General features: G+C 67.3%; 16 protein-coding genes and 1 other RNA gene. 10 read left to right on the forward strand and 7 right to left on the reverse strand.

All coding sequences use genetic code 11. The features are described from left to right. Window positions 1-48: 48 nt before the first annotated feature. Together JW364_RS09335 and JW364_RS09340 are read right to left on the reverse strand one after the other, a co-directional pair. Window positions 49-1,272: an acyl-CoA dehydrogenase family protein gene (locus JW364_RS09335; protein WP_068971866.1), complete on the reverse strand. Its 1,224-nt coding sequence runs from the start codon at window positions 1,270-1,272 to the stop codon at window positions 49-51. Between the two features lie 33 nt (window positions 1,273-1,305). Beyond that, window positions 1,306-2,676 (reverse strand): acyl-CoA dehydrogenase family protein, encoded by a 1,371-nt coding sequence (locus JW364_RS09340; protein WP_205333525.1) that lies wholly within the window; start codon window positions 2,674-2,676, stop codon window positions 1,306-1,308. Between the two features lie 179 nt (window positions 2,677-2,855). On the opposite strand from JW364_RS09340, the gene JW364_RS09345 reads away from it, so the two are divergent. Both JW364_RS09345 and JW364_RS09350 read left to right on the forward strand, forming a co-directional pair. Next, window positions 2,856-3,314 carry a DUF2752 domain-containing protein gene (locus JW364_RS09345; RefSeq protein ID WP_058253673.1) on the forward strand — a complete coding sequence of 153 codons (459 nt, stop codon included), beginning with the start codon at window positions 2,856-2,858 and terminating at the stop codon, window positions 3,312-3,314. Between the two features lie 17 nt (window positions 3,315-3,331). Beyond that, window positions 3,332-3,991 carry an MBL fold metallo-hydrolase gene (locus JW364_RS09350; RefSeq protein ID WP_205333526.1) on the forward strand — a complete coding sequence of 220 codons (660 nt, stop codon included), beginning with the start codon at window positions 3,332-3,334 and terminating at the stop codon, window positions 3,989-3,991. A 114-nt stretch (window positions 3,992-4,105) separates the two neighbouring features. Here the strand turns inward: JW364_RS09350 and hisN are convergent, their stop codons facing one another. Beyond that, window positions 4,106-4,915, reverse strand: a complete 810-nt coding sequence (gene hisN / locus JW364_RS09355) for a histidinol-phosphatase (RefSeq protein ID WP_068971867.1) — start codon at window positions 4,913-4,915, stop codon at window positions 4,106-4,108. Between the two features lie 19 nt (window positions 4,916-4,934). Here hisN and JW364_RS09360 point away from each other — a divergent pair, with 19 nt between their 5' ends. From JW364_RS09360 to smpB, 7 genes are all read left to right on the forward strand, one after another. Continuing rightward, complete coding sequence (locus JW364_RS09360; protein ID WP_205333527.1) at window positions 4,935-5,327, forward strand: hypothetical protein; 393 nt, start codon at window positions 4,935-4,937, stop codon at window positions 5,325-5,327. 46 nt (window positions 5,328-5,373) lie between these two features. Continuing rightward, window positions 5,374-6,489 carry a peptide chain release factor 2 gene (prfB, locus tag JW364_RS09365; protein WP_137810754.1) on the forward strand — a complete coding sequence of 372 codons (1,116 nt, stop codon included), beginning with the start codon at window positions 5,374-5,376 and terminating at the stop codon, window positions 6,487-6,489. Continuing rightward, a complete protein-coding gene (locus tag JW364_RS09370; protein ID WP_068971895.1) occupies window positions 6,489-7,442 on the forward strand; it encodes a mechanosensitive ion channel family protein in 954 nt (317 codons plus the stop codon). The genes prfB and JW364_RS09370 overlap by 1 nt, the downstream gene beginning before the upstream one ends. Beyond that, on the forward strand, window positions 7,442-8,044 hold the full coding sequence (locus JW364_RS09375) for a hypothetical protein (RefSeq protein WP_083229449.1): 603 nt from the start codon (window positions 7,442-7,444) through the stop codon (window positions 8,042-8,044). Before JW364_RS09370 ends, JW364_RS09375 begins: the two co-directional genes overlap by 1 nt. A 91-nt stretch (window positions 8,045-8,135) precedes the next feature. Beyond that, window positions 8,136-8,822, forward strand: coding sequence for a cell division ATP-binding protein FtsE (ftsE, locus tag JW364_RS09380; RefSeq protein ID WP_058253667.1), 687 nt, complete (start codon window positions 8,136-8,138; stop codon window positions 8,820-8,822). A 54-nt stretch (window positions 8,823-8,876) separates the two neighbouring features. Further along, on the forward strand, window positions 8,877-9,785 hold the full coding sequence (ftsX, locus tag JW364_RS09385) for a permease-like cell division protein FtsX (protein WP_058253666.1): 909 nt from the start codon (window positions 8,877-8,879) through the stop codon (window positions 9,783-9,785). Between the two features lie 90 nt (window positions 9,786-9,875). Then, the gene (gene smpB, locus JW364_RS09390; protein WP_068971869.1) at window positions 9,876-10,352 is read left to right on the forward strand and encodes an SsrA-binding protein SmpB; all 477 of its coding nucleotides are present in this window, start codon (window positions 9,876-9,878) and stop codon (window positions 10,350-10,352) included. A 1-nt stretch (window position 10,353) separates the two neighbouring features. Here the strand turns inward: smpB and JW364_RS09395 are convergent, their stop codons facing one another. Beyond that, window positions 10,354-10,905 carry a hypothetical protein gene (locus tag JW364_RS09395; RefSeq protein WP_137810755.1) on the reverse strand — a complete coding sequence of 184 codons (552 nt, stop codon included), beginning with the start codon at window positions 10,903-10,905 and terminating at the stop codon, window positions 10,354-10,356. Between the two features lie 206 nt (window positions 10,906-11,111). On the opposite strand from JW364_RS09395, the gene ssrA reads away from it, so the two are divergent. Continuing rightward, window positions 11,112-11,485, forward strand: a transfer-messenger RNA (tmRNA) gene (gene ssrA, locus JW364_RS09400). Between the two features lie 55 nt (window positions 11,486-11,540). Here the strand turns inward: ssrA and JW364_RS09405 are convergent. Genes JW364_RS09405 through JW364_RS09415 form a run of 3 tightly spaced genes read right to left on the reverse strand, consistent with a single transcriptional unit; the run spans window position 11,541 to window position 14,157 of the window. Next, entirely contained in the window at window positions 11,541-12,419 is an 879-nt protein-coding gene (locus JW364_RS09405) for a metal ABC transporter permease (RefSeq protein WP_058253663.1), read from the reverse strand. Beyond that, entirely contained in the window at window positions 12,416-13,237 is an 822-nt protein-coding gene (locus JW364_RS09410) for a metal ABC transporter ATP-binding protein (RefSeq protein WP_065631559.1), read from the reverse strand. Before JW364_RS09410 ends, JW364_RS09405 begins: the two co-directional genes overlap by 4 nt. Further along, on the reverse strand, window positions 13,234-14,157 hold the full coding sequence (locus JW364_RS09415; RefSeq protein ID WP_065631558.1) for a metal ABC transporter substrate-binding protein: 924 nt from the start codon (window positions 14,155-14,157) through the stop codon (window positions 13,234-13,236). The genes JW364_RS09410 and JW364_RS09415 overlap by 4 nt, the downstream gene beginning before the upstream one ends. Between the last annotated feature and the right edge of the window lie 12 nt (window positions 14,158-14,169).

Below are 14,169 nucleotides of genomic sequence, written 5' to 3' on the forward strand. Positions count from 1 at the left end.
CCGCGACGGAAGCTCCGTCGCGGGGCCGAGAGGCGTTGTGTCAGATGATCACTTGAGTTCGGCGCTGCTCTTGTTCAGCACCCGCCGGGCGATGATCAGATTCTGGATCTGCTGGGTGCCCTCGAAGATGTCGAGGATCTTGGAGTCGCGTGCCCATTTCTCCACCAGCAACCGCTCCGAGTAGCCGAGGGTGCCGGTGAGTTCGACGACCTTGTTGGTGACGTCGGTGGCGGTGCGGCCCGCCTTCGCCTTCGACATCGACGCCTCGGTCGAGTTCGGCTGCTTGTTGTCGGCCATCCAGGCGGCCCGCATGGTGTGCAGGTACGCGGCCTCGAAATCCGCCTCCATGCGCAGGAACTCGGCAGCGGCGGCGTGCTGGTCGGCGGCAGGCCGATCGTAGTCGACCTCGATGCCGGCCTCGTCGAGGATCGCGCGCAGTTCCTCGAGCGCGGCACGGGTCACGCCGACGGCCATGCCGGCCACCAGCGGACGGGTGTTGTCGAAGGTCTGCATGACCCCGCCGAAGCCCTTCTTGGTGTCGACCTCGGGTGAGCCGAGCAGGTTCTCCTTCGGGATCCGGCAGTTCTCGAAGCGGATCGCCGCGGTGTCGGAAACCTTGATACCGAGCTTGTGCTCGAGGCGTTCGACGGTGACACCCGGATGGGTACGCGGCACCACAAAGCTCTTGATGGCGGCGCGGCCGGCGCTCTTGTCGACGGTCGCCCAGACGACGATGTGGGTGGCGCGGGATCCCGCTGTCACGTAGATCTTCTCGCCGTTGATGACGTATTCGTCGCCGTCGAGGGTGGCGGTGGTCGAGACGGCGGCCGAGTCGGAGCCGAAGCCGGGCTCGGTGATGGCCATGGCGGCCCACACCTTGCCGAAGCGCTCGAGCTGCTCGTCGGTCGCGACGGCGGCGATCGCCGAGTTCCCCAGTCCCTGATAGGGAATCGAGAGCATGAGGCCGACATCGCCCCAGGAGGTCTCCATCACGTTGACGACGGACTGCATGTTGCCGCCGTTGACCACGGCGCCCTCGGCCTTGGGCTTGTCCTTCTTCTGTTGGCTACGTCCGCCGTCGGCGCCCGCACCGGCCTGTCCGGTCTCGGACAGACCGTCGTAAAGACTTGCCAGCGTGTCGAGTTCGACGGGGTAGTCGTGCTCGCGCAGGTCGTACTTGCGCGAGATGGGCCGGAAGATCTCCGCGGCCGCCTGATGGGCCTGGTCGACGGTGACGCGCAGCTTCTTCGGGAGTTCGAGATTGATGCTCATGAAAGGTTCTTTCGCTACGTTCGCAAAACGCGGTCAGAGGACGACGATGCCTTCGCCGATGCCGGCACCGCGGAGATCGCGGTACCACCGCTCGACGGGGTGTTCCTTGGTGAAGCCGTGGCCGCCGAGCAGCTGGACGCCGTCGAGGCCGATCTGCAGCCCCTTGTCGATGGTCAGCTTGCGGGCCAGTGCGGCTTCGCGGGCGAAGGACAGACCCTGCTCGGCGCGTGCGGCACCGCGCAGCGTGACGAGGCGGATCGAGTCGACCTCGGTCGCCATCGTGGCGACCATGAAGGCCACCGCCTGACGGTTGGAGATCGGCTCGCCGAACGCCTCGCGCTCGTTCACGTAGGGGATCACGTAGTCGAGGACGGCGCCCGCGGTGCCCGCGGCCAGCGCCGACCAGCCCAGCCGGGACAGGCGAACGACGTCGCGGTACGCCGACGTCGCGGCGTCGGCCTCGCCGCCGATGATGGCGGTCGCCGGTACGGCGACGTCCTGCAGCAGCAGACGACCCATGCCCGCGGCGCGCACACCCATGCCCGGGTCGGCCTCGACGATCAGGCCCTTGCTGTCGGATTCGACGATGAAGAGGGCCGGCTTGCCGTCGAGCTGGGCGCCGACGATGAACAGTTCCGACGAGCCGGCAGCCGGGACGAAGGACTTGACACCATTGAGACGGAACCCGCTCGGCACGCGAGTTGCCTTGGTGCTCAACGAGAAGGCGTCGAACAGCGGACGCGGCTCGGCGATGACGACCGCCGACTGGGGCACGTTCTCCCCGGCGAAGTCGGGCAGGTAGGTGCGCTGCTGCTCGTCGGTACCGAAGTTGGTCAGGGTGGTGGCCACGCCACTCGGCGCGAGGAGCGGAAGCGCCAGGCCCATGTCGCCGTAGGCCATCGCCTCGGCGACGAGCGCGTTGGTCACGACCCCGCGCTCGGAGGCGGCGCCCTCGAACTCCTCGGGGACGTTGATCATGGTGATGCCGAGCTCGGCAGACCGCTTGACCAGGTCTTCGGGGGCCGCCGCGGCGGCGTCGGCATCGTGTGCCGCCGGACGCAGGAGCTCGGTGGCGAACTCCTTCACCGTCTCGGCGATCATCTGCTGTTCGTCGTCGGGGGTGAGGTTGAAGTAGTCCTTGGGCGTGCTGGTGAGACGCTTGGCCAGGCCCGAGCCGCCGCCCTGAGCGGCCTTGAACGCTCGGTTCGCCGCCCCGAGGGTCTGGAATCCGGTCTTGGTGCCCTGGTAGGCGATGCGGTTGATCGGTTCGCGGATCTTGTACTTCTCGGCGAACTCGGAGCCCGTCACCGTGGTCAGGACGCGCATCGCGGTGCCGATGAAGTTGCGCGGGTGCGGGTTGCGGCCGACTGCGGAGGTGTCGCGCGGTTCGGTGTGGGTTGTCATGATCACCAGCCGTTTCTTTCCAGTCGCCCCGGTGGGGGTCTGTGCGTGGATCCACGTGTGGGTGGAGGGTCGATGCGACCTATCTTACTCAGTAGTAAGTCCATACCTTACTTCGGAGTAAGAAGTTTGTCACGCACTTGCCCGACACCACCGTTCCGCACACCCGCTACGCTGGCCGCATGACCCTCGATCACCGCCGCGAACAGGGCTTATCAGGCACTCAGGTGGTGGGCGCGACGACCGTCGCGGTGGTCGGTGCCGCCGCGCTCGGCGCCGCGTGTGTGTTCAGTCCGAGTGGTGTGGAGAGCGGACCGCCGCTGTGTCCGTTCGCGGTGATGACCGGCCTTCCGTGTCCCGGCTGCGGACTCACCCGGAGCTGGGTTGCCTTCATGCACGGCGACGTCGGGTCCGCGTTCACCTTCAATGCCTTCGGTCCGGTGTTCCTGGTGCTGACCGCGGTGACCGTCGTCGCGGCGACGGTCACCCTGGTGCGCCGTCGCGGGGCGCCGCTCGCCGGCTGGCGCGACCGCGTGCTCGGACCCGTCGGCGCCGTCCTGCTGGGGGTGTGGCTGACCTACGGTTTCGTGCGAATCCTCGACGCCGCGTTCGGGTGGGGGTTCTTCCCGGTCGTCGTGTGAACGGGCACAGTGGAGTCATGCAGATCACCCACTTCGGCCATTCCTGTCTGCTCGTCGAGATCGACGGGACCAAGGTGCTCTTCGACCCGGGGAACTTCTCCCACGGTTTCGACGGCCTCAGCGGTCTCGACGCCATCCTGATCACCCACCAGCATCCCGACCACTGCGACGTCGCGAAGCTCCCCGACCTCGTCGCCGCGAACCCCGACGCGATTCTCTACGCCGATCCCCAGACGACCAAGCAGCTCAACGACGACGACGTGGCCGGCACGTGGACGGCCGCCCGCAGCGGGGACCAGATCGAGATCGGTTCGCTCACCGCGCGTTTCACCGGCGGCCGGCATGCCGTCATCCATCCCGAGATCCCGGTCATCGACAACGTCGCCTATGTCCTCGGGACCGCCGACCAGCCGGGCCAATTCATGCATCCGGGGGACTCGTTCTACATTCCGTTCGAGCATGTCGATGTTCTCGCGCTGCCGTCGGCCGCGCCATGGATGAAACTCAGCGAATCGGTCGACTACCTCCGGGCGATGGCGCCGCGCGTCGCCGTCCCCATCCATCAGGCGGTCCTGTCCGACGCCGGCAGCGGCATCCACTACGGGCGACTCGCGGACATGAAGGACGACGCGACCGAGTTCACGGTGCTGGAAAAGGAGAGCGCCACGCAGGTGTGAGGGGCCGGGAGGTGGCTTCGACTCGGTTCGTCGCTGCGCTCCTCACCGGCTCAACCAGCGAGGGGGGCCTGCGAGCGGGCTCCCTCCGGTCCCTGAGGAGCGAGCTTGCGAGCGTCACGAAGGGTCGACGCGCAGCGCTCCCAGCACCTCGTCGTGCAGCAGTCCGTTGCTGGCGATCGCACTGCCGCCGGCGGGTCCGGGCGTGCCGTCGAGGGCGGTGAAGCGTCCGCCTGCCTCGCGTACCAGGATGTCGAGCGGCGCCAGGTCCCACAGCGAGACCTCGGGTTCGGCGGTCACGTCGACCGCGCCCTCGGCGACGAGGCAGTAGTTGAAGAAGTCGCCGTAGCCGCGCACGCGCCACACCCGGTCGGTGAGGTCGATGAACTTCCCGCGGATGCCGCGATCGGCCCAGCCCGACAGGCTCGAGAACGCGAGGCTCGCCGACCCTAGATCGGCCACCCCGGACACCGACAGGCGTCGGACATCCTCGTCGAAACGCACGTGCGCACCGAGACCTGTTGCCGCCCACCAGCGTCGGCGAAGTGCCGGTGCCGAGACAACCCCGACCGTGGGTACGCCGTCGATGAGGAGCGCGATCAGCGTGGCCCATACCGGGACGCCGCGGACGAAGTTTTTGGTCCCGTCGATGGGATCGACGACCCACTGCCGCCCGGAGAACACGGCGTCGCCGCCGAACTCCTCACCGAGCACGGTGTCGGCGGGACGACGGGCCGAAAGGCGTTCGCGGATCAGGGTTTCGCACGCCAGGTCGGCATCGGACACCGGTGTGAGATCCGGCTTGTCGTCCACCTTCAGGTCCACGGCGCCGAAGCGGTCCATGGTGAGCGCGTCGGCGGAATCGGCGAGGGAGAGCGCGAGCTCGAGGTCATCGCTGAACGTCGTCGGACCGGGAGGGACGGACATGCCCGGTAGGGTAGCTGTCATGGTGCTGACCGTGACGTTCACCCTGTTGATCGCGGCTCTCGTGGTGGTGCTGGTGGTGCAGTGGCAGCGCGGCCGCAACCCGCAGCCGATGTCGGCGGCCAAGGCCTCCCAGTTCGTACAGGGCACGTTCACGGTCGTCGGGGTCTCCGACCGCGACGACGAGCCGACCAAGAGCGCGGCCGACAAGGACGGAAACCGGTTCTGCACCATCTCCGGGACGATCGTCGGTCCCGAGACCAGTCCGACCGAGGTGTACGGGACGCTCGTGCTGGGCGCGGGCGACCCCTGGCCCCAGGTCGGCGACGATCTGCCGGTCCTCTACAAACCGCAGAAGGCCGCGACGTCGTGGCGGTTCGGGGTGATGCCCGAAGCCGGTCCCGGCCCAGTCTGATCCTCCCGGGCGCTCGCGTGCCCGTCTGTCGGTACTCTGGATCACCGTGCATCCCGACGTGACCGCAGACCTCGAATCCCTCGACGCCACCTTGACCACCGTGGAGAAGGTGCTCGACCTCGAGGAGCTCCGTCGTCGCATCGACGAGCTGGAGATGCAGGCCTCGGATCCCGACCTGTGGAACGACCAGGACCACGCCCAGAAGGTGACCAGCGAGCTCTCGCACGCGCAGTCCGAGTTCCGGAAGGTCTCGGAGTTGCGGCAGCGCCTCGAGGATCTACCCGTGCTCTACGAGCTCGCCGAGGCCGAAGAGGGTGACGACAAGACGGCTGCGCTGGCCGACGCCGATGCCGAACGTGAGAGCCTGCGGACCGACATCGAGGCGATGGAGGTCAAGACAATGCTCGCCGGCGAGTACGACTCGCGCGACGCGGTCGTCAACATCCGCTCCGGTGCGGGCGGCGTCGACGCGGCGGACTGGGCGCAGATGCTGATGCGCATGTACATCCGCTGGGCCGAGCAGAAGGGCTACGGCGTCGAGGTCTACGACACCTCCTACGCCGAAGAAGCGGGCCTCAAGAGCGCGACGTTCGCGGTGAAGGCCCCGTACATGTACGGCACGCTGTCGGTCGAGCAGGGCACCCATCGGCTCGTGCGTATCAGCCCGTTCGACAACCAGAGCCGCCGTCAGACATCGTTCGCCGAGGTCGAGGTGCTGCCCGTGGTGGAGACCACCGACCACATCGACGTCGACGAGAACGACATCAAGGTGGACGTGTACCGCTCGTCGGGCCCCGGCGGGCAGTCGGTCAACACGACCGACTCCGCGGTCCGGCTGACCCACATCCCCACCGGCATCGTCGTGACCTGTCAGAACGAGAAGAGCCAGCTGCAGAACAAGGCGTCGGCCATGCGCGTGCTGCAGGCCAAGCTGCTCGACCGCAAGCGCCAGGAGGAGCGCGCCGAACTCGACGCACTCAAGGGTGACGGCGGTTCGAGCTGGGGCAACCAGATGCGCTCCTACGTGCTGCACCCGTATCAGATGGTGAAGGACCTGCGGACCGGCGTCGAGGACAACAATCCGACGTCGGTGCTCGACGGGGAGCTGGACAAGTTCATCGAGGCCGGGATCCGCTGGCGGATGGCGACCGCCGAAGCGTGATGCGCGATCCCGGAGTCCTGCTGCTCGCCGCGCCGCCGAGCCCGACCGAGGTCCTGATCGGTCGGGTCTATGTGTGGATGGCCACCAACGGCTTGGAGATCCTCATCTGGATCCTGGGCGCGGTGCTGCTCGCCCGATTGATCCGGTGGGGCGCCGACAAGTACGCCTCCCGGGTGGACTCGCGGTTCTCCACCAGCGACCTCATCGTCCAGACCGAGGACGCCAAACACCGTCGCGCGCTGGTCGACGTGGTGGCGTGGACGCTGATCGTGGTGATCGGGATCATCGTCATCGTGCACACCCTGTCGGTGTTCGGGATTCCGCTGAGCGGATTGACCGGTCCGACCGCGGTGATCGGTGCCGCCCTCGGCTTCGGTGCGCAGCGCATCGTGCAGGACATCCTCGCCGGGTTCTTCGTGGTCGCCGAGAAGCAGTACGGCTACGGCGACGTCGTCAACCTGACTGTCACGGGCAACGCGCCGGCCGAGGGAACGGTTGAGGACGTGACCCTGCGGGTGACCAAACTGCGCACCGCCGAGGGTGAGGTCATCACCGTCCCCAACGGCCAGATCGTCAAGGCCACCAACCTGTCCAAGGACTGGGCGCGCGCGGTCGTCGACGTCCCGGTCCCGTCCGAAGCCGACATCGGGCTCGTCAACGACACGCTCGACCGGGTGGGCCGGGAGTTCTACGCCCTGCCCCGGTGGCACGACCTACTTCTCGACGCACCGTCGTCCCTCGGTGTCATCAGCCTCGAGCTCGACGCCATCACGGTGCGCATGGTCACTCGTACGCTTCCGGGCAAGCAGTTCGAGGTCGGGCGCGCGCTGCGTGTCCACATCATCCGAGCGCTGGCGCGTGAAGGTATCAATGTGCCCGCCCGCGAGGTCCGGTCCGCGGGTGGGCCGCCGGCGACACACGCCGATCAGGGCAATCGGGACGGGGGAGACTGATGGCTGAGACACCGAATTCCCCGCGCCGGAACGAGCCGGCTGGGGACAGGCCTGACGAGAGCCTGCCCCACGACGAGCAGCCCGGCGAGGGTGGGCCTGGTAGAGACATCCCCGCCGACGACGCCCCGACACAGATCATCCCGACGCAGGGCATCCCCCCCGAGGCCCCACCGCCGCAGCAGTCGCCGGACGAGTCCGACGGCAAGCGAGGGCACGACTGGCAGCACATCGCCCGCACCCGGATGCGGACCAGCACCGCGATCTTGGTTACGGTCTTCCTTGCCTGTTGCGTGCTGTACGGATACACCTCGCAGCGCTACGGTGTGGTGTACTCACCGGCACGGCCCGCGCCGACGACATCGCAGACGGTCGAACCGACGTACGAGCCGCCACCGTCGACGTCGTCATCCACGACCACCACCTCGACGGAACCGTCGACGACCGACTCGACCAGTGGCGTCGAGGGTACGGACGGCTCGTCGACGGACGGGGCCCCGGCGCCCGCGCCCGGTACGAGCCGCGAGACCATCCCGGGTCTGCCCAACATCCCGCTCCCGAATTTCGGCGGACAGACGCCGACCACCACGGTTCCGACACGCTGAACCGGCGGGGAATTCGCTGGTCAGGCGGGTGGCTGAGCTGGGGCGTCGTGCCTGAACGCACTCTCAGGAGTCGTCGTTACACTGGCACATCGTGATCAAGCTGGAGAACGTCACGATGCAGTACAAGGCGTCCAGTCGACCCGCTCTGCGAGATCTGAGCTTCGAGGTCGACAAGGGGGAGTTCGCGTTCCTGATCGGTCCGTCGGGATCAGGTAAGTCGACGTTCTTCCGTCTGCTCCTCAAGGAGGACCGCCCGACGAGCGGCGAGGTGTACCTCGGGGAGTTCCACGTCAACCGACTGAAGGCGCGCAGCGTGCCGAAGCTGCGGCAGTCGATCGGGTGTGTGTTCCAGGACTTCCGTCTGCTCCAGAAGAAGACGGTGGCCGAGAACGTCGCGTTCGCGCTCGAGGTGATCGGTCGGCCTCGCTCCACCATCCAGCGGGTGGTGCCGGAGGTGCTCGAGTACGTCGGCCTGGAAGGCAAGCACGATCGCATGCCGAACGAGTTGTCGGGCGGCGAGATGCAGCGCGTGGCCATCGCCCGCGCCATCGTGAACCGTCCGCTGGTGCTCCTGGCCGACGAGCCCACCGGCAACCTCGATCCCGAGACCAGCGAGGAGATCGTCGACGTCCTCGACCGGGTCAACCGCCGCGGCACCACGGTGGTGATGGCCACCCACGACCGCCACATCGTCGACGCGATGCGACGACGGGTTCTCGAGTTCGACAGCGGCCAACTCGTCCGCAACGACCCGCAGGGCGTGTACGGAATCGGCTGACGCGCAGCCCGACCCGACACACTTCCCCGAGACCCAAGGACTGTCTGAGCAGACATGCGAGCGAATTTCATCATCAGCGAGGTTCTCCATGGACTCCGCCGCAACGCGACCATGACCATCGCGATGATCATCACCACCGCGATCACGCTGGGAATGTTCGGCGGTGGGCTCCTGGTGATCCAGATGGCGGACAAGAGTCAGCAGATCTTCCTCGACCGGGTGGAGATGGAGTTCTATCTCAATCCCGAGGTGACCGAACGCGATCCGCAGTGCGAGTCCGACCCATGCGCCCAACTTCGCCGCGGGCTCGAGAACGAACCCGGCGTCACCTCGGTGACCTACCTCGACAAGGACGAGGCCTTCAAACGCGCGAAGGAGATCTTCGCGAACAACCCCGATCTCGCCGAGAACATCGTCGAGGGCACGCTACCGGCCTCGCTGCGCGTGCGGGTGTCCGATCCCGGCCAGTTCGACGCGGTGCTCACCAAGTACGCGACGCGGAAAGACCTGGGGGTGGACGCCTTCAAGGACGACCGCAAGCTCGTGCAGCGGATCTTCAGCGTCCTCGACGGCGTCCGCAACGCGACCTTCGCCATCGCCTCGGTCCTGGCGATCGCCGCCATCCTGTTGATCATCAACACGGTTCAGGTCGCGGCGTTCACCAGACGGACCGAGGTGTCGATCATGCGCCTCGTCGGCGCGACCCGCTGGTACACACAGTTGCCGTTCCTACTCGAGGCGGTGGTGTCGGCCTTTGTCGGCTCGATGCTGGCCATCGGCGGTCTGCTGTTGGCCAAGAAGTTCTTCTTCGACAATGCGTTACGCGAGCTGTACGGGGTCAGCTTCTTCGCCCGGATCGAGCTGACCGACGTACTGTTCGTCGCACCGTGGCTGGTGCTCGGCGGAATTGTGTTGGCGGGTGCGACCGCGTATGTCACGCTTCGTGTCTATGTCCGGGAATGATCGGTCCGTCCGGGCGGTTCGGATTGTCGGCGATCAGCAACCGGTCGGTCACCAACAGGGCGATCGACCACACTACGAGGAGGTGAGTGTATGCCGCAGGAAAAAGGACGCAATGTGATCGCGTCCAACCGCAAGGCGCGGCACAACTACGCCATCCTCGACGTCTACGAGGCCGGCGTCGTCCTGGTCGGCACCGAGGTGAAAAGCCTGCGGGCGGGCAAGGCCTCGCTGGTCGACGCGTTCGCGACGATCGACGACGGCGAGGTGTGGCTTCATGCCCTGCACATCGCCGAGTACGGCAACGGCTCCTGGACCAACCACTCGGTCCGCCGCAAGCGCAAACTGCTGATGCACCGACGCGAGATCGACAACCTCGTCGGCAAGATCCGCGACGGCAACCTCACGCTGGTGCCGCTGTCGATGTATTTCAACGACGGCAAGGTGAAGGTCGAGCTCGCGCTGGCCCGTGGCAAGCAGGCGCACGACAAGCGCCAGGACATCGCCAAGCGGACCGCTCAACGCGAGGTCGAACGTGAGGTCGGCCGCCGCGTGAAGGGCATGGGCTGACTCAGGCGCCGGTGTCGGCCTGGCCCGGTTGCTCTGTCGGCGTTCCCGGCGGTGTGTTCGGTCCGTTCTGGTCGTCGGATTCGGAGCCGCTCTCACCCTCCTGGTTCTGTCGGCCCGGCAGGCCGCCCATCCCGGGGCCACGCATCTGCGGTTCACCCATCTGTGGTCCACCCATCTGGGGACCGCCGCCCATTCCGGGCCCGTTGCCGCCCTGCTGCCAGACGGCGGCCGGCGACGGCCGCTCGGGCGTCGTGTTGTCCCCGGTGATGTAGCCGGCGCCGAAGCCGAGTGCGCCCGCGACGATGGCCAGCCCGGCTGCACCGGCGATCAGGGCCGACCGGGCCGGTGCGGTCTTCGGGGCCACCGGGCTCGGTTCGCCGACCGGGCCGCGTGAATCGGGTGAGTTGCCCGCGCCGATGGACTCGTGGGAGTTCGCTCCCGGGGTCGGCGCCGGGCCCATGGGAGTGGTCGCGGCGTCGTCGGATGTCGTGGGCGCCGGCGGGGCCGGGGAGGTGCGGTCGGGGTCGTGTCCGCCAGGGGTCGGGGAGGTCACGTGGTCTCGCTCTCGTCGGTCGGCCGAGTCCGTCCTCGGCTCACGAGGTCTCCACAATCCCGGCGGTGTCTTGGTCGACGCTGTCGGTCAGCTGTGAAAGCGCTGGTGATCGCGGCGAGCGGTAGGCGACCGGTAATGGGAATGAACTCTGAGTGACGAGTTGTTAGACTGAAGTGCCCGCTGACTCCGGTCGGCGGGTCCTACTCGGGGCTGATCGGTTTCGACTTCGTGCGTCGAGATAGGGGAAGCGTGTCGGTGCAGGCTGGAGACCACCGTGAGCGTCGCAGCAACCAATTAAGCGCCGATTCCAATCAGCGCGACTACGCCCTCGCTGCCTGAGTAGCGCCGGCTAGTCTGTCGGCCCGGGTTATGCTCCCAGACCCGGTTGCCGGCATCATCCATGGGAGCTCACCGTCCTCGCCGGTCGCGGGTGAGGTCGGAACATCAAACAGCGACTGGGATCGTCATCTCGGCTTGTTCGCGTGACCGAGAGATCCGAGTAGAGACATAGCGGACTGCACACGGAGAAGCCCTAACAACACGACGGAGGACCCGGGTTCAATTCCCGGCAGCTCCACGAGAAGGCGCCCCACCGGATTCGGTGGGGCGCCTTTCGTTTCGCGCCGGCCGGTTCGCTAACCGGTACTCAGCGCATCGAGCGTCGCGCTCTCGCGATGCTTGCGTCGTTTGGTGACGACGCCGTGGGTCGGGCTGAACAGGTAGACACCGAAGAACGCGATGCCCTGGACGAGGACGACCATCCCGCCGGGGGAGGTGTCCTGGTAGTAGGAGACGTAGAGGCCGATGACCCCGCAGATCGCCGAGATCGCGGGCGCGATGACGAGCATCCGGCCGAAGCGATCGGTGAGCAGTCGGGCCGTCGCGCCGGGGATGATGAGCATCGCGACCACGAGCACGATGCCGACCACCTGCAGCGCGGTCACCGCGGTGAGGGCGAGCAGCGCGAGAAGGGCCGCGCCGAGGAGTTTCGGGCTGAGTCCGATCGCGAAGGCGTGCGTGCGGTCGAAGGCGTAGAGGGTGAAGTCGCGTCTCTTGAGCAGCAGCAAGGTCGCCACGATCGCACCCAGGATCGCGATCTGCACGAGATCCGACGTCGAGACGCCCAGGAGGTTGCCGAAGATGATGTGGTTCAGGTCGGTCTGGCTCGGCGTCACCGAGATCAGCACCAGGCCGAAGGCGAAGAGGGTGGTGAAGACGATGCCGATGGCGGCGTCCTCCTTGACCCGGCCGCCGTCGCGGACAGCGCCGATCAGTGCCACCGCCAGGAAGCCGAAGATCACCGCGCCGATGGCGAACGGCACGCCGACGATGTAGGCGAGGACCACGCCCGGCAGCACCGCGTGCGAGACCGCGTCACCCATCAGCGACCAGCCGATCAGCACGAGCCAGCACGACAACAGCGCACACACGACCGAGGCGATCAGCGTCGCCCACAGGGCACGCGTCATGAACGCGTAGGCGAACGGGTCGAGAAGGATGTCGACGATGTTCACGAGACCTCCTCGTGGCGATCGGTGGCGAGGCGCCCGGACTCGAGGCGTTCGGACTCGAGGCGTTCGAACGTCGGTCGGGCGAGCGGATCGAGCCCGAACGCGCGGACGAGGTTGTCGGTGGTGATCACCTCGGCCGGCGCGCCCTGCGCGATCACGCGGCGCATCAGCAGGATCGCCTCGTCGGCCAGCTCGGGCAGGACCTGCAGATCGTGCGTGGACACCAGGATCGTCGTCCCGGCATCGGCGAGTTCGCGTAGCAGTGCGGTGATGGTCCCCTCGGTGCGTTTGTCGACGCCGGCGAACGGTTCGTCGAGCAGCAGGATCTCGGCTTCCTGTGCGATGCCGCGGGCCACGAAGGCCCGCTTGCGCTGCCCGCCGGACAACTGGCCGATCTGGCGGTCGGCGAAGTCGGTGAGCTCGACGCGTGCGAGGGCTTCGTCGACGGCGTCGTGGTCGGCCCGCTTGGGGCGGCGCGTGAATCCGAGATGGCCGTAGCGACCCGTCATCACGACGTCACGGACCGAGACCGGGAAGCTCCAGTCGATGTCCTCGGACTGCGGCACGTAACCGAGCGCGCCGGCCCGACGCGCCGCGGCGGGGGTCCGGCCGCCGAGCCGGACCGTGCCGGTCGTCGGGGTCACCGACCCCACGATCGTCTTGAACAGCGTCGACTTGCCCGATCCGTTCATCCCGACGAGGCCGCACACCTGGCCGGACGGTACTCGTACCGACGCGTGGTCGAGCGCGAGGATGTCGCCGTACCGTACGGTCACGTCCGTCACCTCGATGGCGGAACCGCTTGTCGCTGAGACGTTCACGTGTTGCTCCCGGTCAGGCCCGACACGATGGTCGCGACGTCGTGGCGGATGAGGTCGAGATAGGTGGGTACGGGGCCGTCGGCCTCGGAGAGCGAGTCGACGTACAGGGTGCCGCCGAACCGGGCGTCGGTCGCGTTCACGACTTGTCGCATCGGGGCGTCGGAGACCGTGGACTCGCAGAACACGCCGGGGACACGGTTCGCCCGGACGAAGTCGATCGTCTCGGCGACCTGTTGCGGCGTCGCCTGCTGTTCGGCGTTGACCGGCCAGATGTAGCGCTCGACGAGTCCGGCGTCGCGGGCGAGATACGAGAACGCGCCCTCGCAGGTGACGAGGGCCCGCTCGTTGGCGGGTAGTCCGGCGAGTGCGGAGGTGAGATCGGTCTGTACCTGCTGGAGCTGCCGCTTGTACGCGGTCGCGTTCGATTCGAAGGTGGCGGCGCCGTCGGGGTCGAGCTCGGTGAACGCGCGCACCATGTTGTCGACATAGATCTGCACATTCACCGGACTCATCCACGCATGCGGATTCGGCTTGCCCGCATAGGCATCCGACGCAATGTCGATCGGTTCGACACCCTCGCTGACGACGACGTGCCGGACGTCGAGGCCGTCGACGAACTGTGCGAACCAGGCTTCGAGGTTGAGACCGTTGTCGAGGACGAGCGACGCGGTCGCGGCCCGGCGGATGTCGCCGGGAGTCGGCTCGTAGCCGTGGATCTCGGCTCCCGGCTTGGTGATCGACTCCACCTGCAGACGGTCGCCGGCGACCTCCGAGGCGATGTCGGCGAGCACGGTGAACGTGGTGAGCACGACCTTCTCGTCGGGCAGCCGACTCGACAGCGTGCATCCTGCGAGGATCGTGCACACGGCAGCAAGCAGTGCCCCGACGGTGACGAACCGGCGACGCACGAGCTTGGGCATGCCGACACTATA

Source organism: Gordonia sp. BP-119, from assembly GCF_016924115.1.
Classification (GTDB): Bacteria; Actinomycetota; Actinomycetes; order Mycobacteriales; family Mycobacteriaceae; genus Gordonia; species Gordonia hongkongensis.